16 protein-coding genes and 10 tRNA genes are annotated in these 18,969 nt (G+C 48.5%); 7 read left to right on the forward strand and 19 right to left on the reverse strand.

Features of this window, described 5'->3' with window-relative positions; genetic code table 11:
- Nucleotides 1-170: 170 nt before the first annotated feature.
- From P6910_RS16040 to P6910_RS16055, 4 genes are all read right to left on the reverse strand, one after another.
- Nucleotides 171-1,358 carry a hypothetical protein gene (locus tag P6910_RS16040; protein ID WP_317142289.1) on the reverse strand — a complete coding sequence of 396 codons (1,188 nt, stop codon included), beginning with the start codon at nt 1,356-1,358 and terminating at the stop codon, nt 171-173.
- 189 nt (nt 1,359-1,547) lie between these two features.
- Nucleotides 1,548-4,184, reverse strand: a complete 2,637-nt coding sequence (gene pepN, locus P6910_RS16045; protein ID WP_317142290.1) for an aminopeptidase N — start codon at nt 4,182-4,184, stop codon at nt 1,548-1,550.
- A gap of 87 nt (nt 4,185-4,271) precedes the next feature.
- Nucleotides 4,272-5,111 carry a DUF2797 domain-containing protein gene (locus tag P6910_RS16050; protein ID WP_317142291.1) on the reverse strand — a complete coding sequence of 280 codons (840 nt, stop codon included), beginning with the start codon at nt 5,109-5,111 and terminating at the stop codon, nt 4,272-4,274.
- A 10-nt stretch (nt 5,112-5,121) separates the two neighbouring features.
- On the reverse strand, nt 5,122-5,394 hold the full coding sequence (locus P6910_RS16055; protein ID WP_317142292.1) for a YeaC family protein: 273 nt from the start codon (nt 5,392-5,394) through the stop codon (nt 5,122-5,124).
- A gap of 257 nt (nt 5,395-5,651) precedes the next feature.
- Between P6910_RS16055 and P6910_RS16060 the strand changes: the two genes are divergently transcribed.
- Nucleotides 5,652-7,418 carry a trans-sulfuration enzyme family protein gene (locus P6910_RS16060; RefSeq protein WP_317142293.1) on the forward strand — a complete coding sequence of 589 codons (1,767 nt, stop codon included), beginning with the start codon at nt 5,652-5,654 and terminating at the stop codon, nt 7,416-7,418.
- Nucleotides 7,419-7,560: 142 nt separating this feature from the next.
- Here P6910_RS16060 and rhuM read toward each other — a convergent pair whose 3' ends face one another.
- Complete coding sequence (gene rhuM, locus P6910_RS16065) at nt 7,561-8,535, reverse strand: RhuM family protein (RefSeq protein WP_317142294.1); 975 nt, start codon at nt 8,533-8,535, stop codon at nt 7,561-7,563.
- A gap of 781 nt (nt 8,536-9,316) precedes the next feature.
- Here rhuM and P6910_RS16070 point away from each other — a divergent pair.
- Together P6910_RS16070 and P6910_RS16075 are read left to right on the forward strand one after the other, a co-directional pair.
- On the forward strand, nt 9,317-9,784 hold the full coding sequence (locus tag P6910_RS16070; protein ID WP_317142295.1) for a hypothetical protein: 468 nt from the start codon (nt 9,317-9,319) through the stop codon (nt 9,782-9,784).
- 224 nt (nt 9,785-10,008) lie between these two features.
- The gene (locus P6910_RS16075) at nt 10,009-10,269 is read left to right on the forward strand and encodes a hypothetical protein (RefSeq protein WP_317142296.1); all 261 of its coding nucleotides are present in this window, start codon (nt 10,009-10,011) and stop codon (nt 10,267-10,269) included.
- Nucleotides 10,270-10,299: 30 nt separating this feature from the next.
- On the opposite strand, the gene P6910_RS16080 is transcribed toward P6910_RS16075, so the two are convergent.
- Nucleotides 10,300-11,169, reverse strand: a complete 870-nt coding sequence (locus P6910_RS16080) for a rhomboid family intramembrane serine protease (RefSeq protein ID WP_317142297.1) — start codon at nt 11,167-11,169, stop codon at nt 10,300-10,302.
- Nucleotides 11,170-11,214: 45 nt separating this feature from the next.
- Entirely contained in the window at nt 11,215-12,099 is an 885-nt protein-coding gene (locus tag P6910_RS16085; RefSeq protein WP_317142298.1) for an NAD(+) kinase, read from the reverse strand.
- Nucleotides 12,100-12,307: 208 nt separating this feature from the next.
- On the opposite strand from P6910_RS16085, the gene P6910_RS16090 reads away from it, so the two are divergent.
- Nucleotides 12,308-13,237, forward strand: coding sequence for a DUF1853 family protein (locus P6910_RS16090; protein WP_317142299.1), 930 nt, complete (start codon nt 12,308-12,310; stop codon nt 13,235-13,237).
- Nucleotides 13,238-13,341: 104 nt separating this feature from the next.
- Nucleotides 13,342-13,851, forward strand: coding sequence for a DUF2780 domain-containing protein (locus P6910_RS16095; protein ID WP_317142300.1), 510 nt, complete (start codon nt 13,342-13,344; stop codon nt 13,849-13,851).
- On the opposite strand, the gene P6910_RS16100 is transcribed toward P6910_RS16095, so the two are convergent.
- On the reverse strand, nt 13,844-14,767 hold the full coding sequence (locus P6910_RS16100) for a 1-aminocyclopropane-1-carboxylate deaminase/D-cysteine desulfhydrase (RefSeq protein ID WP_317142301.1): 924 nt from the start codon (nt 14,765-14,767) through the stop codon (nt 13,844-13,846). The genes P6910_RS16095 and P6910_RS16100 overlap by 8 nt on opposite strands.
- 130 nt (nt 14,768-14,897) lie before the next feature.
- Here P6910_RS16100 and P6910_RS16105 point away from each other — a divergent pair, with 130 nt between their 5' ends.
- The gene (locus P6910_RS16105) at nt 14,898-15,332 is read left to right on the forward strand and encodes a hypothetical protein (RefSeq protein ID WP_317142302.1); all 435 of its coding nucleotides are present in this window, start codon (nt 14,898-14,900) and stop codon (nt 15,330-15,332) included.
- Nucleotides 15,333-15,449: 117 nt separating this feature from the next.
- Here the strand turns inward: P6910_RS16105 and P6910_RS16110 are convergent.
- From P6910_RS16110 to P6910_RS16155, 10 genes are all read right to left on the reverse strand, one after another.
- Nucleotides 15,450-15,526: transfer RNA gene (locus tag P6910_RS16110), tRNA-Asp, on the reverse strand.
- A 49-nt stretch (nt 15,527-15,575) separates the two neighbouring features.
- A tRNA-Val gene (locus P6910_RS16115) sits at nt 15,576-15,651 on the reverse strand.
- A 70-nt stretch (nt 15,652-15,721) separates the two neighbouring features.
- Nucleotides 15,722-15,798: transfer RNA gene (locus P6910_RS16120), tRNA-Asp, on the reverse strand.
- A gap of 48 nt (nt 15,799-15,846) precedes the next feature.
- Nucleotides 15,847-15,922: transfer RNA gene (locus P6910_RS16125), tRNA-Val, on the reverse strand.
- A gap of 70 nt (nt 15,923-15,992) precedes the next feature.
- Nucleotides 15,993-16,069: transfer RNA gene (locus P6910_RS16130), tRNA-Asp, on the reverse strand.
- Between the two features lie 46 nt (nt 16,070-16,115).
- A tRNA-Val gene (locus tag P6910_RS16135) sits at nt 16,116-16,191 on the reverse strand.
- A gap of 71 nt (nt 16,192-16,262) precedes the next feature.
- Nucleotides 16,263-16,339 (reverse strand) — tRNA-Asp (locus P6910_RS16140).
- Nucleotides 16,340-16,385: 46 nt separating this feature from the next.
- Nucleotides 16,386-16,461, reverse strand: a tRNA-Val gene (locus P6910_RS16145).
- A 130-nt stretch (nt 16,462-16,591) separates the two neighbouring features.
- Nucleotides 16,592-16,668, reverse strand: a tRNA-Asp gene (locus P6910_RS16150).
- A 47-nt stretch (nt 16,669-16,715) separates the two neighbouring features.
- Nucleotides 16,716-16,791: transfer RNA gene (locus P6910_RS16155), tRNA-Val, on the reverse strand.
- A gap of 255 nt (nt 16,792-17,046) precedes the next feature.
- On the opposite strand from P6910_RS16155, the gene rdgC reads away from it, so the two are divergent.
- Nucleotides 17,047-17,970, forward strand: a complete 924-nt coding sequence (gene rdgC, locus P6910_RS16160; RefSeq protein ID WP_317142303.1) for a recombination-associated protein RdgC — start codon at nt 17,047-17,049, stop codon at nt 17,968-17,970.
- 77 nt (nt 17,971-18,047) lie between these two features.
- Here rdgC and P6910_RS16165 read toward each other — a convergent pair whose 3' ends face one another.
- Entirely contained in the window at nt 18,048-18,908 is an 861-nt protein-coding gene (locus P6910_RS16165) for a tetratricopeptide repeat protein (protein ID WP_317142304.1), read from the reverse strand.
- Nucleotides 18,909-18,969 lie beyond the last annotated feature (61 nt).

The following is an 18,969-nucleotide window of genomic DNA, read 5'->3' on the forward strand; positions in this document are numbered from 1 at the left end:
CTGCTGCTCTGTTCAGGAAAAAGTTAAGTTTGCTGTTACAGGCAGGATACGCTGGTATTTCTTCCAGCCTGTCAAAGGAGTCGCGGTTTGCGGGTTCTGTTTGTTCTGGGTAATGATCGAGTCTGCCAGGTATTCATAGCCTTCGCCCGCTATAGTAAGACAGATTGCTGTCATGACCGGGAGGGGCCGGGGTAACCGCTATCAAAAGGGCCAAGGTTCTCGGCGGTCTGATCCTGCTTGAGGTTTTTACTGGATAGCCTTTGCATCATTGCTTGAAACCAGTCCCACCGTGCTATTACTTCGGGATGATTAACATGCGCGGTTGCTATTACTAAAAAATGAGGCAACTTGATGGGTGCGGCACCAAAGCACTGAACATCACATTCATCAAAAGATTTCTTCCCATTGTCAATATTAATAAGTGCCCCAACCCGGAAACAATAAGTTAGAAGATCTTCGCCGTTAATGTGTGCGGCCAGATCGGGTTCCGAGAGAAGGAATGTTCTGTGCATGAGTGTAGCGTTAGGGTCGTAAAAAATAACTTTCATGCATCCATCCTGCTTCTTTAGTCTAATGGCCATTGAGTGACCAATTGCTCCATCATCTCGTATTTTAAAAATAAAATTCTTTTCATTGCCAACCGACATATTCCAGTACTTTTTTACCAGCCTCGTAAGAGCCTCAGAAAAATTTTCCTTATGGAAATAATATCCATCAGCAAAATAGAGATTATCAGTCATTGCGCCTTCTGCTAATCCATCTGGACGAAAATCATCTTCTTCAAGTGGAAGATCAGGTGTATTTGCAAAAGTTGACTGTATTTTTTCAGGGGTGTTTATTATTTCAAAATCCTTCCGTCGACCAAACACTCTTCTGGCATAAGCCGAAGCGAAATGACGGCAGGCTATCTTTTCCCCTGGTGCTATGGTGTCATTATCAGAGCGACGGACTTTACAATTAAGGTTTATAGGTAACTGGGAATTATCGGAGTTATACATGGGGATTGGAACAGTGCTGCCATCCTCCTGGAAAGCAAGTTTAACCTGAAGACTTCGCCCTTGATCGTGCAATTGATTTACCTTGTTTTTAACATAGTGAGTTGATCTCTCGCAGGCTAGCGGGATGTTAATATCATAAGCACTTAATGGTTTATGGAGTGCTTTAGTAAACCAAGCATCAGGGTGTTCTTTCATCAGTTTTGTGGTGATACAGTGCAAAGCGCTGACACAATAACCACCAAAATATGCCTTGATGCCATTAACAAGGGATGTTAAGGCCCTGACTGGCATCAAGGATTCTGAATGATTGTGCCATGAATGTGAAAGTGCCGACTGAACACCCAGTTTGATTTGATCCATTACGTGCCTCCACTCTTTTTTAATTACCACAATCCATTTGCTCACTATATATTTAGAGCACTAAAGTACTAATAAGTTCCGCAGCTGTTGCTCTGTTCAGGAAAAAGTAAAGGTTGTTGCAGGCAGGGTGTCTGTTAAATGGGTTCTACCCTGCTTCCAACATAACAGCAGGGTAGAAAGAGGCAGAGATTACAGGCTCTTGGTGACTACTTCATAAATATCGGCAGACAGATCAGGTACTGCCTTGATCCGCTCCAGCGCTTTCCTCATGCGTTCCCTTATGACTGGCTGGTATTTCTTCCAACGTGTTAATGGCGTCATCAGACGAGAAGCGGTTTGCGGGTTCTGTTTGTCCAGGGTAATGATCCAGTCCGCCAGGAACTCATAACCCTCGCCTGTGCCAGAGTGAAACTGCTTCATATTCCCGCTGGCAAATCCGCCCAATAAAGCTCTCAGCTTATTCGGGCTGGTGCTGTCGAAAGATTCATGCTCCTGAAGTGACCTTAGATGCTCCAGAGTGCCCAGAGACGGGCTGCTGCTTTGCATCATAAACCAGCTGTCCATGACCACTGCGTCATCTCTATAACGATCCAGATAGTCATTGAGCAGAGAATCAATGGTTTCCCGACTCTGATAACTGGAATTAATGACAGCGCCCATGGCTGCACGCAGGTCGGTCATATTACTGGCATTGTTGTACTGATCTTCAGCCAGTTGTTGCAGGCCGTCGTCTTCCAGTTCAACCAGGTAGCCGAGACAGATATTTCTCAGGGTACGTTTGGCAATATCTCCGGCTTCCGGGCGATACTCACCCTTCAGCTTCAGAGTTTGATAAAGCCCCAGCAGTTTATCTTTGTGAGCCTCAGCAATGGCTTTGCGAACACGACTTCTGGATTCACAGATCTGCAGAGGGTGAATTTCTTCCGCCTGCTCAGCCAGACTCGCTTCAGAGGGCAGTTTCAACATTTCTGCTTTAACCGCTTTGTCCAGCTCTTCATCGGCGAGCACGACACCGAAAGCATCAATCAGCCTTGAATCAATCCCGGTTTCTTTGTCCTTCAGCAGTCCCTCGACCAGATCTTCAATAACCGCAGTGGCCAGACGCTGACCTGCATCCCAACGATTGTAACTATCGCTGTCGTACTTCATCAGGAAAACCAGATCTTCACGACGGTAATCGTATTTGACACGAACGGGTGCAGAGAAGTTTCTTAAAATAGAAGGCAATGGCTTTTCAGTCAGTCCTTCGAATGTCCAGGTGTCTTCAGCCGCTGTAACATGAAGAACCCGTTCAGTCTCACCGGCTTCGTTCAGTGGCAGGGCTTTGCCATCCTTGTCCAGCAGGGCAACAGCCACAGGAATATGAAAAGGCAGTTTAGTCTCCTGACCCGGAGTAGCCGGACAACTCTGAGCTATTGTCAGAGTGTACCGACCTGACGCCTGATCAAAGCTGTCGGTCACAGAAACAACCGGCGTTCCCGCCTGGTTATACCAATGGCGGAACTGACCAAGGTCAACGCCGGAAGCCTCTTCCATGGCTTTGACAAAGTCTTCACAGGTCGCTGCTTTACCGTCAAAACGGTCAAAGTACAGGTCTGAACCTTTGCGGAAATGGTCTTTACCGACAATGGACTGAATCATCCGAACCACTTCACAACCCTTTTCGTAAACGGTCAGGGTGTAAAAGTTGGAGATCTCGATAAATGACTGCGGACGTATAGGATGAGCCATGGGGCCGGCATCTTCAGCAAACTGTGCCGTCTTCATTATCGCAGCGTCTGAAATCCGCTTGACGCCCCGTGAATTCATATCTGCCGAGAATTCAGCATCACGAAATACAGTGAAGCCCTCTTTAAGGCTCAGCTGGAACCAGTCGCGACAGGTGACTCTGTTGCCAGACCAGTTATGGAAATACTCATGCGCAACGATCGCTTCTATACGCTGATAACTGGCGTCAGTAGCTGTCTCGGGGCTTGCCAGTACACAGGAAGAGTTGAAAATGTTCAAACCCTTGTTTTCCATCGCCCCCATGTTGAAATGATCTACCGCTACGATCATGAAGATATCCAGATCGTACTCACGGCCATACACCTCTTCGTCCCACTTCATGGACTTTTTCAGAGAAAGCATGGCGTGGTCGCACTTGTCGATATTGTGGGACTCGGTGAAAATACGCAGTGCCACTTCCCTGCCGTTCATGGTGGTGAAACTATCTTCCACCGTTTCCAGATCACCGCCTACCAGGGCAAACAGGTAGCTGGGCTTTTTGAACGGATCCTCCCAGGTCACCCAGTGTCGTCCACCTTCAAACTCGCCACGGGCGATATCATTACCATTGGACAGCAGAACCGGGTAACGACCTCTGTCGGCAATCACCTTGGTGGTGAATTTGGACATAACATCCGGACGATCCAGATAGTAGGTGATTTTGCGGAAGCCTTCTGCCTCACATTGAGTACAGAACATGCCATTGGATTTATACAGTCCTTCCAGAGAAGTGTTTTCCTGAGGACGAATGCGAGTCACAACCGTCAGAGAGAATGAGAGACGGGTGACCGGTACAGTCAGGCTTTCAGAACCGAGGATGTACTGATCAGAGGTCAGCTCGGAACCGTCAATAAAGACACTGACCAGCTCCAGGTCGACACCAACCAGAGTCAGATCGGGGGTATCTTGTCCATGATCTTCATTGCGGCGCAAGCCGAGTACCGAGGTCACCAGTGCGTGATCTTCGAACAGGTCGAAGGTCAGGTCGGTGGTGTCAATCCAATAATCCGGAGCCTGATAATCTTTCAGGTAAATAGCTCTGGGTTGGGCGTCTTTCATTTTCAACCTTCCTTTACCATGGTCGTGCTTTTGTTGTTAGAGCTTTTGGCTCAATTTGCGCAGAGGTATGTTTCCTCGCCATGCCGATCAGGCTGCAACTGATACGTTGACTTGATAAGAAGTGTGCTTGCGAATATTGATGACACCGGTATCAAGGATCAGGTATTGCCCCTTGATACCCATCAGTACGCCTTCAATAAGCGGTTTTTTATCAAAAGACATGGAAGTCACTTTGACAGGATATTGCTCGACGGGATAGCGAATATCAACGACTTCCGGATCAACCACCGGCGTTATGGCCTGCAATCCAAACTGCTCCTGAAGCGCTTCCAGCCGTGAAGCGTTCATCTCCAGCAGATCTCTGGCCTGTGTTTTGAGATCCAGAGGCTCTGCCGTTCCTTTCAACATGGCACGCCAGTTGGTTCGATCATTCACAAACGCCTTGAACAGGGTTTCGATCAAACCGGACTGCTGTCGTGTAGAAACTCTGACAAAAGGCAGGGCCTGAGTCGCCCCCTGATCCACCCAGCGGGTGGGCACCTGAGTCGCACGGGTGATACCTACCTTTAAACCCGAAGAGTTGGCCAGATAGACCACATGATCGGTCATGCAGAACTTTTCACCCCAGGCGGCATCCCGGCAGGTACCTTCATGATAATGACACTTTTCGGGACTCATAATACAGCTGTCGCACTGGGGCAGCTTTTTGAAACAGGGATAACAGAAACCCTGGCTGAAACTTTTCTTCGTCTTGCGGCCACAGTGGCAGCAGTTGATTTCGCCCTGGTATTCAAGGGTCAGCTTTTTTCCCATCAGTTCATTCAGGGGCAGCCGATCATCGCCCACGGGCAGCTGGTACTCCACCGGCTGGCCTTCTTTCAGTAGCGATTCCATTTTGCGCAGTGCGCCACTCAGACGTTGAGTCAAGTTTTATACCTCAGTCTTTAAAGCGCAGAATAGTGGTTTCAGACGCATCCTCTCCGGATGCACTTTTGCAATTCACAGGCATGTAACCAATGCGCTCTTCTTCGGGCAGGTTGTCGTGCTCCCAGGCGATCAGAGCCTCCAGCATGCCTTCTCTCTGGTCCGGTGTCAGCTTGTCACCATTGGGCCAGCGGCTCAGCTCCAGTGACTGTTTCATATTCTGGTAGATTTCCGGCGTCATCTGGGCCAGAAAGTCCTTAAGCTGCATAAATCCACTTACCCTCATCTGAATAATTCCTGGTGGACCCCCTAAGGTTCACAATCCAGGAAAAAAATTTTGCCTTTCAGGCTTTTTAGCCCGTTACAAGGCAAAATAAATATGAAAGGATAATACTATCAAATCGCCACAAGCGAAAAAACGCAGTCTGCATCACCTTACCGGGATGTTCGCTGTAATTCCCGATAAAAAAAGCCTTAAGCGGAAAATGCCACCAGCTCTGTATCACGAAGTCGGGGCATTTTCTTGATAAAAAGGACACACTCATGACTAACCAGATTCCTGTTATGCAGCGTTTGTCACCCATTCGCAACACTACCCGGGCTCAGGATGCCGATGCACTGGCCGCTGAGCAGCTTCAACATTTTGGTATTCAACCTGACACGCCCTTTGGCCAATCCTTACTCAGCGCCGCCAGCAGTCTTTATCAGGCAGGTTCCGATATCAGCCAGTTCGAGAGCCTCTGTCAGGCCATAGCCTCACTGCCTGAGTCAGACAAAATCAGCCACTTTAATGCCAAAAAGTTTCTCTGTTTCCAGCTGGCCAAGCTGATCGACATGCTGCAACCGAGCATGAAGCAGGATTATCATGCCCTGGGAATGGATGTCAGCAGCCGGGTTGTCAAAGGTGACTACCCTCTGTTTGCCAATGTCGGCGCCCTCTTCTCGGCCACGCCCGCCGTAGTAAAGACCGCCACCTATCTCTATGCCTGTACCGAGTGGGTCGAAGATGCCTTTCACGGCAAGGAAAGCACTCACCCGATTTACAGCCGCCTGCTCAACCCGACATCGATCTCTCTGGCCAACACCCTGACCGCTCTGGAAGCAGGAGAAAATGCCGGTGAGTACATGACCTGGAACTTCAACAGCGGTATGGCTGCAATTGATGCCCTGCTGGCCAACCAGCTCAGGCATGGCGACATTCTGCTCAGTTCCCGCAATGTTTATGGCGGTACTTTCCAGCTGATGCAGGATTTCTATGCCCGTCCTGACCGCATGGCCGTCAAGCTGGAATGGTTTGACGGATTTTCTGGCGAAGCATTCAGCGAGCAGCTCAAGCAGGTCGAAGATAAATATAAGTCAGCCCTGAAAGATGGCAAAAAAATCCTGGTTTATCTGGAATCTCCCTGCAATCCCCATGGCAATGTGATTGATGTCGCCAGCATCTGTAAAAAAAGTCATGAGAAAGGTTATCTGGTGGCTCTCGATTCAACTCTGGCCACGCCCTTCCTTCATCGCCCACTGCGCAATAAGGACAAGAGTAAGCGGCCTGACTGGGTCATCCACAGTTACACCAAAGACATCTCCGGCTCCGGCAGCGCCACTGCGGGTGGTATCGTTGGTGAAAGCCGTCGTATGTTCCTGCCCAAGAACACCGAGCATGAAGGCGTAAGCTGGCATGAAACCCTGTTCTGGGACGTTTACTACATCAAGGGCGCTTTCCTGGATGCCGATAAATCTCTGGACATTATCAATGGTCTGAAAACCCTGGAAAGCCGAATGCTATCCAAGTGCATTAATACGCTGGTGTTCAGTCACTATCTTAATGCTCATGACCAGATCCAGGTCAACAGCCATGCCCTGAGCAGCCACCCTAACTCAGACTTGCGGGAACAGCAGCTCTATCTCGGTCTGCCCAGCCCGCTGTTCAGTATTGATATGGAGAAAGCCCGGATTCCAAGAGAAGCTTTCATCCGTTTCTTTGATGCCCTGGAGCCTGCTTTTGGTCATATGGTCAGCCTTGGTCAGAGCAATACGCTGGTACTCTGTCCGGCCTTAACGTCTCATTCGGAAATGGACGAGTCCGCCCAGCAAGAGGCGGGTATTTTCCTGACCACCATTCGTGTCGCCATGGGCGATGAAAACCCAAAGGACCTGATAAGACAGTTCAAGGCGTGTGCAAAACTTCATCTGGACCCGGTTATGCCGGGATTTTCCGAACAGTTTATGTCAGACGAAGAACTGGATAAAATGATACGAGAGACTCATCTGGATGTGCATTCCAGACATCTGGAATTTATGAGCAAAGAATAAAGACGACGATTCATTTATATCTGAAGGAACAGAGAACAATGCTGGATGAAAAGGCCATAATGGATTCTTTTCATCCTGTTCCTGAACTGTTGAAGCAGCGTGGAGTATTGACAGATTCAGTTGAAAGTGAAGTCATTTATAGTCAGGCTTCTCCGGGAGTCAGCATGTTCATAATCAAGCGTATCAGGATATCTTTTTGTTTCGGGTCTGACTCTGCAACCAACAGGGTTAACGCTGCAAGACCCGTGTCGTTAATCACCGGTTGGTGATCCTCGTTCATAAGGCGACCATTGCGATACAGAAAGTCTACAAACAGGAAAGCACCGCTGCGCTTGTTACCATCCACAAACGGGTGGTTTTTTACCACAAAATAGAGCAAGTGCGCTGCTTTGCTCTCTAAGGTTGGGTAAGCAGGTTCACCGAAAGTCGTCTGCTCAAGATTTCCCAATAATGCACCCAAACCATCATCCCTGTTTTTTGCAAACAGCTCTGTGGCCTCGCCTCGCTGAATTAATTGCTTTTTCAGTTCATTTAATGATGCCATGGCCTGATGCTCATCGACCAGGGTGCCGCCGGACTGACCTGCAGGTTCGTTCAATAAACCCTCATCGTAGCGTTGCAGCCAGAGAAAGGTCTGAGTATACCGGCTGACGATTTCAACCAGTCCCCTGCCTGCCTCTGCTTCCAGTTCCGGCGTTGCTGCTGCTTTGCGAATAAGCGCTAAGGCAGCTTCCAACTCTTTGGCGTTTTCTTCAAAACGTTGCTGATTGATGGAAAAACCTTGAGTAAGGTGATCATTCAGAGCTTTTGTAGCCCACTGCCTGAACTGAGTTCCTTTTTTAGAGTTGACTCTATAACCAATAGAAATAATGGCATCGAGATTGTAATACTCCACCTGATACGTTTTACCGTCACTGGCAGTTGTTGCATTTTTTGCAACTACTTGCTCACGTACCAGTTCTTCATCATGAAAAATATTACGCAAATGGCGCGAAATTACCGATTTATCCCTATCAAACAGCTCTGCCATCTGGTTCAGGCTTAACCAGACGGTTTTCTCGGAAAGCTTGACTTGTATATTGCCATTACCGGCCTGGTAGATTAGTAGTTCACTCATTGTTTGTCCCAAATTTATTATTCAATGCGTGATCAAGAATAGCCTTTAATGACTCCAAGGTACCTGCCATTTTATTCTCAGCGAACTTTTACCCGCTGCAACCTTTGGTTTTTGACAGAAATAAACACTTGGTTTTAAAGGTGATGGTGAAAGCAGTCGAACCCGTCATTCGCCCGAAATTCACATGCAGGCGTTGCGGTGAGTCTATGAAACACATTGCGTTCAGTTTCCTGAAACCGACCTGAGCTATTGTCACATCAACAAACACCGCCATTCACAAGCAAGGAGAAAATGTAAGCTCAGCCAGACAGATCCGTCATATCCAAGACTAACGTAATGCAGTGGTCTGGAGACACTCATCCTGAATAAATAGCATTCAGAAAAAACGTTTTGATTCAAGATCCGCCAGAAAAGTAAACTCCAATAGACCTTCCTTACCAGAATTCAACCCGGGCTTGTGCAACAACAGGATAAGATTGCGGCTGGGCGCAATCTATCGTTATTCATTAGTCTACTTTGCACAAACAGAAAGAAAAGATGTCTGGATAACGATGGTAAAAACACTTTCTACGGTGCTTCTCTTGTTCCTGCTTTCGCTGTCTGTTATTTGTCAGGCCGAAAAGCTGACAAGACGTTTTGTTGTCGAGTTTGCACCGCATCAGGGGACAGGTTCTCCGGATCGGATCTTTTCCATAAAGCATAATCTGCCGGTCAGGCTGCTAGCAAAAACACCAGAGTGTCCTAGAATACTCACTGTCGTTATACGGCAGTAGGTTCGATTATGTTGGTGCAAAAGACAAGCCAAAGCTTTCTACCCGCGCTATTGGTGGCTGTGTTCTTGCTCTCTTCCCCGGATGCTTCCTCCGATGGTTTCGGGCACATAGAATTCTTACAGAAAATCGGGACCGATAAAGATGTTTACATAGCTAAGCCAGTGCAGGATCCATCGGATGCATGCGTTGATTATGTCTCACCGGCCTCTGTGCAGACGGTTCCGGGATATGAGAACGGACAAACTATGAAAATTCATTACGTTGATACGGGGATCTGTGACAGGTCCTGGGCTTCCGTGCTGTTCAAGGTAAAAAGCAAAAATCACTCTGGAAGATCAGCCCAACTTTTATGGTTTAAAGATTTGCATCAGGATCCCTATGCAACGATAGGCGAAGATGCAGATCCATACGGATTGTTATGGATTGACAATAGCGATAGCAGCAAGATTAAAGTCTGGGTCAGTTATGATCACTAGGAGCCTGACCGAGAATAGCGCCCGTAGCGAGGACGGCAGAAAATTGAGGATGAAAATTCGGTTTTGTGAGGAGAATAGCGAGCTATTTGACGAACAAAAGCGGATTTTCAGACCGATTTGCTGCCGCCGCACGACTGCATGGATGCAGGAGCTAGAGCAACGCAGGAGCAGTTGCCGCGTAGGGCAGTCTATTCTCGGTCAGGCTCCTAGTGCAGCTTCAGCTGATGACAAACCAAGAGGCCCCGGGTATCGGTTCCTCGCAAACGACTTATTTCGGGGAGGTCTCAGAATCAATCATCGAACCCGCAGGTTCTTTCACCAACCTTCTGCATTCGAGCTCTGCCGACGGTAACCGACAGCATACTTTGGGTTTATACTGTTCCGTCTATCCCTGCGATGGCGGCGCTTGTCGAGTGCGAACCGTTATATTCAGCGAAGTGTCAGGGGCATCAGAAGATATAGAATATCTGGCTGATCTAGATTAGCAGCACCCAGGCCAGCCCCCTCCTTAACCATTAAGTCTTAATTCTGGACTTGAACATCAAAGCGGCCAGCCCACCCAATAAAGCCCCGGATACCAGCCCTCCGAGGTGGGCGGCGTTTGCCATCTGTCCCAGCAATGGCCCCAGAACACCGGTATAACCAATCACCAGCCAGACAAGCATAAAGCCGTAGATCGCCGGTGGCAGTCCCATATAAAAACTTTTGTCCAGCCTTTCACGTACCATACTGTAACCCATCAGACCGTAAACCACACCGGAAAGACCACCAAACAGCACAGAACCCTCTGACATGGCATATTGGGCAAAATTTGACAGAACCCCGGTCAGCAAAACCAGCCCCAGCAGATGGATACCGCCCTGATGCATTTCGATTCTACCACCCAGCACATAGAACATCAGGGCATTGAACACCAGATGAAGAATCCCGAAATGAATGAAGATCGGAGTGATCATACGCCAGTATTGATGACTCTCCAGAGTATGCTCCAGAGTGGCATAATAGATGTAGCCGTTAGCGACCTTGAAGTCTACGAAGGTGAAACTGGAAATAGCTTGAATATTCTCGCCCAGATGAGTCAGGACAGCCACCACCAGACAAACCGCAAGAATCAGGAAGGTGAAGGGAAAGCGTTTCCAGGGAATGTTTTTGAAAAAGTTTCCGACTTCAGGTCCTCTTCGGGGAGGTGCCACTTCCAGCTCAAGTTCTCCAGACTGCCAGTCCCGGTAAAACTTTTCTACCGCTTCTCCCTGCTGCTCATTCTGGGTCCACAGTATCTGTTTCCCGGATTCCTCGGTAATTCTGTGGGGCACTCCCTGCCGGTAAAGAAAGTAGGACAATGCACTCAAATCCTTATGTGCAGAAAGCTCAAGCGCCCTATACATAGTCAACTCTTGTAATGCTCAAACGGGTAATTGTAGACAAAAATGTTACTCTGCATCCTCATTGGGATACCATCTTAATTTGGATCGACAGGCTTCGTAAAAATTGTGATTTAAAGGATGCAACAATCTCAGACTTTGCTTCTTTTTACGAATCAGGATGACATCATCAGGCATCAACTCGATATCCACCTGCCCGTCAAAGCTGATGCGCGGATGGATTTCATTGCCTTCATGAATCACAAGCTTCAACTGACTGTTACCATCCACAACCAGGGGCCGGTTTGTCAGCATATGCGGATACATGGGGACCAGCACAATAGCATCCAGCTTTGGATGCATAATGGGTCCGCCACCCGACAGAGCGTAAGCTGTTGAGCCTGTAGGCGTCGACATAATCAGACCGTCAGAACGCTGGCGATAGACAAACTGGTCTTCAATAAACAATTCAAACTCTATGATCTTGGTGGACACCCCCGGATGCAGCACCACATCATTGAGAGCATCGCCACAACCAATGGTTTGACCCTGACGCTCAACCTTGGCTTCCAGCAGAAACCGGTTCTCCATTCGGTAATGGCCATTGAGTATTTCACCAATGCAGGTTTCCAGCTCATCGGGTGAAACATCGGTCAGAAAGCCCAAACGACCAAGGTTGACACCCACTACCGGAACATCATGGACAGAAAGCTCTCTGCCAGCCCCTAATAAACTGCCGTCACCTCCGATGACTACCACCAGATCACAGGTTTTACCCATGCTCGCCCGGTCGCTGATCTGAAAATCATGTCCCGGCAAAAGATCCGACAATTGCTCATCCAGAGATACAGTCACTCCCTGCAACTGCAGAAAATCGCTCAGACGCTTCAAGGTGCCTTCGATATGAGCCTTACCCTGACGCCCGGTAATCCCAACCTGCTTGAATTCTTCCATCGGTCTAAATCACTTGTCGTTGGTGAATTTATCCTGCCCGGATGACACTACACCCAGGATTGGGTGACAGTTGTTATCTGTTGAATATAAACACACCGATTTAAATCTGTTACTCTTATTCATCACCTGCCGACTTATCACAGTCGGCGATGATCAGCCATCATTTTATTATTCAAAGCCATCGTTCGGACACCATGAACTGCCAAAAATGATTCGTCTCTCTCATCAGCAGATAGCCCGGGATGTTCAATGGTTACTCAGCAGTCCTTCCGTCATTAACCCTGATTATGATGCGAGGTTTATCTGCCCGGCAACCTGCCCGGTGCATAATGACCAGATTACAGGCTCTGGCTATTCAGAGCTAGTAGAGATTCTGCGTCAGCGACGGAGTCATCTGCTGGGTATCTATTATGAATCACTCTGGCAATACATCCTCAGACATTCAGAAGACTATCAGCTGATTGCCTGCAATCTTCAGATTCAGAATAATCACCAGACACTGGGTGAGTTCGACCTGATTCTCAAGTCCCTGAAGGACGAGGTTTTTATTCACCGTGAACTCGCCGTCAAGTACTACCTGGGTCTTCCTTCCCACACTCACCCGGCCAGCCCATGGCACCACTGGATTGGACCAGGTCTGCACGACCGCATGGACAAGAAGCTCAACCATATGTTGCACCATCAGATCAGGCTTTCAAAGACGCTGGCTGGACAACGTGCGCTCAATGCTTTGGATATCTCAGGGGTAGAGACAGAAATACTTTTTCAGGGATACCTTTTTTACCCGGTCACAGGCATCTGCCCACCTCCGAAAGACTGTTCTGTTTATCATCCGAGAGGACACTGGCTACCCGTTAGTCAGCTGTCGTCCTGGCTGAAACTCGAGGAAGGCGAAGTCTGCTACCTGCCTCTGCCAAAATCACTCTGGCTATCGTCCTACAGAGGCCTGTCTGATGCAGCGACTCATCTCTCGGGAGACAAACTGATCAAGCGCTTACAACTGCAACTATCCAACAGAGCCCGCCCTCAAATGGTGGTTCGATGCCATGAAAAAGAAGGTGAACTGTGTGAAAACAGTCGTTTTTTTGTGGTGCCCGATGACTGGGAAGCCAGGGCGAGAATGGCCGCTAAAATATAAACGACTCTTGTTAAACAATCATTTTTATATAACAATTTGTAACAACTATTTATCGGCATTGATAAATAATTAAAGGATTACTTTTGCTAATAGGGTATTGTTTTATGAAACGCCGGAGCTTTTTCATTAACCGTTTCTGCAGTAAACTGTTCTTCTTTCTTGCCACTCTTTTTATTCTGCAATCACCGGCCAGTCATGCCATGGGGTTGATTGATACCCTGACCAGCCAACTCAATGTCAGCAAGACCCAAGCCGAAGGAGGTGCAGGGGCCCTTCTACAGTTAGCCAACGCCCAATTGTCAAAAGAAGACTTTAGTGTAATTAAGGAAGCTCTACCGGAAGCATCCGAGTTATTAAAGGCAGCTCCGGAGGTGACCCATGACAAAAACTCATCGTCGCTGTTGAGTAGTTCCAGTTTACTGGGCAATTTCGACACCCTGAGTCAGCAGTTTACAAAACTGGGTCTGAAGGACGAGATGATTTCGAAGTTTTCAACCATACTGATCGATTATCTAAAGGCTAGCCCCAGTGGCAAAGCCGCTGAGCTGTTGAGTTCGGCTCTTCCTTCAGGGATAACCGATACCGTGGGCTCGCTGATTAATAAATTCAAGTAGCCCACTCCCTGAAGCCACGACGCCCCTGAAGACCGCCGGTATGAATCAGCAGCAGCCTGCTGATCCCCGACAGCCCTCCCAATTGGGCCATCTTTTTCAGAGCGAAAAATAGTTTACCCGTATAAACCGGGTCCAGAGGGACTCCGGTTTCCCGCTCAAATTCCAGAATAAACTGAATAAGACCGGGAGTGGTTTTGCCATAGCCGCCACAATGGTAATCGAGCTCAAGATTCCATCGTGTTGCAGTGGGGGAGAGGTACTGCTGGATATCATCTTTCAAAAAACCTGCCCCCCTGAGCACGGCAACCCCCCTCACGCGGGTGTCACTGCCTGCACTGCGTATAATGCCGGCCATGGTGGCTCCAGTACCACAAGCGAGCCAGATCTCGTCATATTCCGAAGCCTGGATGGATCCTGCGTCAAGAATATCCTCACATCCCCTGACACCCTGTTCGCCCGAGCCTCCTTCCGGAACAATCATCAGTTGATCCAGAGAGAGCGACAGTTGTTTTAAAAGCGCGTGCTGATATTCAGTCTCGTATCGCTTCTTATAATCAGCACGACTGACATAGATCAGCCTCATACCCCAGCGTTCTGCATCCTGCAACATGGCTGAAGATTTAGCCGGTTTCTCACCGCGAATAATGCCTATTGTCTGAAAGCCAAAACGATAACCTGCCGCCGCCATGGCATGAAGATGATTAGACCAGGCCCCACCAAAACTTAAAAGTGTTCTGATCTTTCTTGAATGCGCTTCAATGAGAAAGTATTTAAGCTTGAACCACTTGTTACCGCTGATTAGCGGATCAACTTGATCAAGACGAAGAATATCAACAGCAATAGAGTATTTACGTATAAAGTAAGTATTTATTCTTTCAACAGGTACTCTATTACCAATAACATTTGAAAAACACATAATCCCGTTTGTTCTTCTGGTTTAACTCTGAGTAAGCGAAGATGGCGTAATAGGATGCCAGTGATATAAACGATATCAGTAATAAAGAATACATATAACAAGCCTTCATTCCACTGATCTACGTGCTACAATGGAATCTCACTTAAACATTGTACTCTTACCTGATACCCGAAAAGACAGTGTCTCTAACGACACTTGGTGCTTTGAAAGGTCGCAGAAAAGCAGCTACAGCGTCCCCGGAGATAGAGAAAAAATGGCAAACAAACTGTTCGTTGGCAACCTGGCCTTCGCCGCAACAGAACAAGATCTGGAAGAGGCTTTTGGTGCCTTCGGCGAAATCGAGGAGGCAAAAATCATCCTCGATCGTGAAACCGGTCGTTCTCGTGGCTTTGCTTTCGTAACTTTCAGTTCCGCAGATGCTGCAGAAGCAGCTCTCGCTCTGGATGGTCAGGATGTAGCGGGTCGCAGCATCCGCGTCAGTATCGCAACCGAGCGTCCTCGCAACAACAACGGCGGTGCTCGTCGTGGCTTTGGTGGTAATCGTGAAGGCGGTCGTCGCTTCTGACAAAAAGCACGTTCCCTTTCCAAAAAAGCTGGTTCAGTACTAGCTTTTTTTTCGCCTTAAACCTGGCCATCTGTAAATAAAAAAAAACGACTACCCAAAGATAATCGTTTTTGTAGATGGCGGACCGGACGGGACTCGAACCCGCGACCTCCGGCGTGACAGGCCGGCATTCTAACCAACTGAACTACCGGTCCGCATTCTTTTAATAGAGAGCAGTATTCAATCACTGCTCTCTATAAATTTTGGTGGGTGATGACGGGATCGAACCGCCGACCCTCTGCTTGTAAGGCAGATGCTCTCCCAGCTGAGCTAATCACCCTGATCTAAAGCTTCTGGCTTCATAGATCGATTGCGCCTGTCATGCAATCTTTGCTTTCAGTTAAGAAGCGTGGCGGACCGGACGGGACTCGAACCCGCGACCTCCGGCGTGACAGGCCGGCATTCTAACCAACTGAACTACCGGTCCGCATTCTTTTAATAAAGAGCTGTATTCAATCACTGCTCTCTATAAATCTGGTGGGTGATGACGGGATCGAACCGCCGACCCTCTGCTTGTAAGGCAGATGCTCTCCCAGCTGAGCTAATCACCCTGATCTGAAGTTTTTGACTTCAGAGATCGATTGCGCCTGTCGTACAATCTTTGCTTTCAATTAAGAAGCGTGGCGGACCGGACGGGACTCGAACCCGCGACCTCCGGCGTGACAGGCCGGCATTCTAACCAACTGAACTACCGGTCCGCATTCTTTTAATAAAGAGCTGTTCAATCACTGCTCTGTATAAATCTGGTGGGTGATGACGGGATCGAACCGCCGACCCTCTGCTTGTAAGGCAGATGCTCTCCCAGCTGAGCTAATCACCCAGACCCAAAGTCTTCAGACTTCAGACATCGATTGCGCCTGTCGTACAATCTTTGCTTTCAATTAATAAGCGTGGCGGACCGGACGGGACTCGAACCCGCGACCTCCGGCGTGACAGGCCGGCATTCTAACCAACTGAACTACCGGTCCGCATTCTTTTAATAAAGAGCTGTTCAATCACTGCTCTCTATAAATCTGGTGGGTGATGACGGGATCGAACCGCCGACCCTCTGCTTGTAAGGCAGATGCTCTCCCAGCTGAGCTAATCACCCAAAGTATTTTTTAACGACTCCTGGCTGGCGAGTCGAGACTGAACTATACATGAAGACATTTGTCGTTCAAGTCCTGATCGAGAGAAGGGATAAAAAAAGAAATCATCCACTGCTGCCTCCTGAATCAGGATGGCGGACCGGACGGGACTCGAACCCGCGACCTCCGGCGTGACAGGCCGGCATTCTAACCAACTGAACTACCGGTCCGCTATGCAGCACAATTAACCTGCCACTTTACGTCTTAACATTCAAAGTGGTGGGTGATGACGGGATCGAACCGCCGACCCTCTGCTTGTAAGGCAGATGCTCTCCCAGCTGAGCTAATCACCCTCTCGGTACTGGCCGTGTGTCTCTCAACAACGCGGCGCATTATAAGCAGCGAACCGAACCTCACGCAACCGCCTTTAGACACTTTTTTTATAAGTGTTGATAACATAGCATTACAAAACGGTATTCACGCTACGAGAACGCTTCCTTGTTAAAGCAGCTTTATGAATGTTCAATACCGTAAACAACACACATTCTCTCACTTAGCGTAAGCCTGATGCGTATAATGCAGGCACTCAATTTTGCACGGACTCAATCATGTGGTTTAAAAACCTGATTTTCTATCGTTTCACCAAACCCATTGCATGGAACAGCGAAGAGCTGGAAGAAAAGCTCTCTGAAAAACGCTTTCGTGGCTGCAACAGTCAGGACATCAGCTCCTATGGCTGGGTCCCACCTTTAGGTCGCCATGGAGATATGCTGACTCACACCAGTGGTGATTTTGTCATGATCTGCGCCAAGAAAGAGGAAAAGATTCTTCCCGCCAGTGTTATCAAAGATGCCCTGGAAGAGAAAATAGAAACCATAGAACAGGAAGAACAACGGGAAGTGTTCAGTAAGGAAAAGAAAGCACTCAAGGACGACATTATGATGGAGCTGTTGCCCAGGGCTTTCACCAAACACCAGAAGACGTTCGCTTACATGGATACAAGAGAGGGATGGCTGGTTGTGGACGCTTCTTCTTTCAAGAAAGCAGAAGAACTGACCAGCTGTCTCAGAGAGTGCCTCGGCAGCCTGCCGGTTATTAACCCCCCCTTAAAGAACCTGCCCTCAGCGTCCATGACACAATGGCTTTCAGAAAACCCTGCTGTCCCAGCTCCCTTTATTCTGGGTGACGAATGCGACCTGCGGGAGCCTGGTGATGAGGGTGGGCAGATCAATGTTCGCCGGCAGGCGTTGATCACAGAAGAAATTCAAGCTCACCTGGAGGGTGGCATGCAGGTGAGCAAATTATCCCTGCAATGGGACGAAGCACAGACTTTTGTGCTCAGCGATGATCTGATTGTACGAAAGCTGAAATTTACTGAAGTGATTCAGGATCAACTGGACGAAGTAGAAGCGGAAACCGCAGCGGAACAATTCGATGCCGATTTCGCTGTCATGAGCCTTTCGCTGAGAAAGCTGATCAATGACCTGGCAGAGGCGCTGGGCGGACTTACAGAAGTGGCAACTGAATCTTAAGCAACGGCTCAGGTAAAAAAGCCCGCCACCGGGCTTCCCTTCACAGGAAGCCCAACTCATACCCATTCATTAATCCGTCAATGCATCAACCCAAACAGCTTGCCACGATAACGCTTGGCCATTGGGTCTCCAGCCCCCAGCTGATCAAAAACCTTCAGCATTAACAGTCTGGCTCCGTCTTCACGGAAGGTACGGTCTGTTCTGACAATCAACAGAAGGTTTTCCAGGGCCTGCTCATTTTCATCGGCAATCACCTGACGGATAGCAAGCTGATAACGGGCCTCATGATCTTTTTCATCATCATGAAGGCGAGCTTCCAGTTCTGCCATTTGCGGTGCATGAACTACCATCTCATAGAAAGCCAGCTTCGCCCTGGGCTGGGCAATACCCGCGGCATCGTCAGGCAGTACAGCCATCAATGCTTTGGCATCGTCAAGACGACCTACTTCCAGCAGAAGGTTAACCTGTAGTACCTGAAGTGCGTGATTTTTGGGCTCTTCCTGTAAAATCTGCTGCAACAGCAGCAGAGCCTGCTCATGCTGCCCCTCATCAATCAACTGATCGACCTGCAAACGGATGCGCTCCACAGGGCTAATAGTCAAAGGATCCAACACTTCTCTCAGGGCCACCTCAGTCTGCAAACCTGACAACACCTGCACAGGTTGCCCCTGATGGAAGAAAACCAGTGTCGGTACACTGCGGACACCCAGCTGAGCCATTAACTGCTGACCCAGAGGTTGATCCGCATCCAGTTTGGCCAGCAAAAACTTACCCTGATAGTTCTCTACCAGATTGGCCAGAATCGGTAGCTGGCTTTTGCAGGGCTCACACCACTCAGCCCAGATATCCAGTAGCACCGGTCGCTGGGCCGACTGTTCAACTAATACTTCTCGAACATTTTCTTCTGTCAGATCAACAATATTCGGCAATTCGTTCATACTCAGATTCTCTAGCCGCCTCGTCAGGAGCGCAGCATTCTTTAATAAAAAGTTGTCATAA

Source organism: Endozoicomonas sp. 8E (assembly GCF_032883915.1).
Taxonomy (GTDB): Bacteria; Pseudomonadota; Gammaproteobacteria; order Pseudomonadales; family Endozoicomonadaceae; genus Endozoicomonas_A.

Coding starts and splice junctions, on each gene's coding strand:
- P6910_RS16060 (WP_317142293.1), top strand. CDS start 5,652: ATGACTAACCAGATTCCTGTTATGCAGCGTTTGTCACCCATTCGCAAC.
- rhuM (WP_317142294.1), bottom strand. CDS start 8,535: ATGAGTGAACTACTAATCTACCAGGCCGGTAATGGCAATATACAAGTC.
- pepN (WP_317142290.1), bottom strand. CDS start 4,184: ATGAAAGACGCCCAACCCAGAGCTATTTACCTGAAAGATTATCAGGCT.
- P6910_RS16080 (WP_317142297.1), bottom strand. CDS start 11,169: ATGTATAGGGCGCTTGAGCTTTCTGCACATAAGGATTTGAGTGCATTG.
- P6910_RS16055 (WP_317142292.1), bottom strand. CDS start 5,394: ATGAGGGTAAGTGGATTTATGCAGCTTAAGGACTTTCTGGCCCAGATG.
- P6910_RS16075 (WP_317142296.1), top strand. CDS start 10,009: ATGACAAACCAAGAGGCCCCGGGTATCGGTTCCTCGCAAACGACTTAT.
- P6910_RS16040 (WP_317142289.1), bottom strand. CDS start 1,358: ATGGATCAAATCAAACTGGGTGTTCAGTCGGCACTTTCACATTCATGG.
- P6910_RS16095 (WP_317142300.1), top strand. CDS start 13,342: ATGAAACGCCGGAGCTTTTTCATTAACCGTTTCTGCAGTAAACTGTTC.
- P6910_RS16105 (WP_317142302.1), top strand. CDS start 14,898: ATGGAATCTCACTTAAACATTGTACTCTTACCTGATACCCGAAAAGAC.
- P6910_RS16070 (WP_317142295.1), top strand. CDS start 9,317: ATGTTGGTGCAAAAGACAAGCCAAAGCTTTCTACCCGCGCTATTGGTG.
- rdgC (WP_317142303.1), top strand. CDS start 17,047: ATGTGGTTTAAAAACCTGATTTTCTATCGTTTCACCAAACCCATTGCA.
- P6910_RS16085 (WP_317142298.1), bottom strand. CDS start 12,099: ATGGAAGAATTCAAGCAGGTTGGGATTACCGGGCGTCAGGGTAAGGCT.
- P6910_RS16100 (WP_317142301.1), bottom strand. CDS start 14,767: ATGTGTTTTTCAAATGTTATTGGTAATAGAGTACCTGTTGAAAGAATA.
- P6910_RS16165 (WP_317142304.1), bottom strand. CDS start 18,908: ATGAACGAATTGCCGAATATTGTTGATCTGACAGAAGAAAATGTTCGA.
- P6910_RS16090 (WP_317142299.1), top strand. CDS start 12,308: ATGATTCGTCTCTCTCATCAGCAGATAGCCCGGGATGTTCAATGGTTA.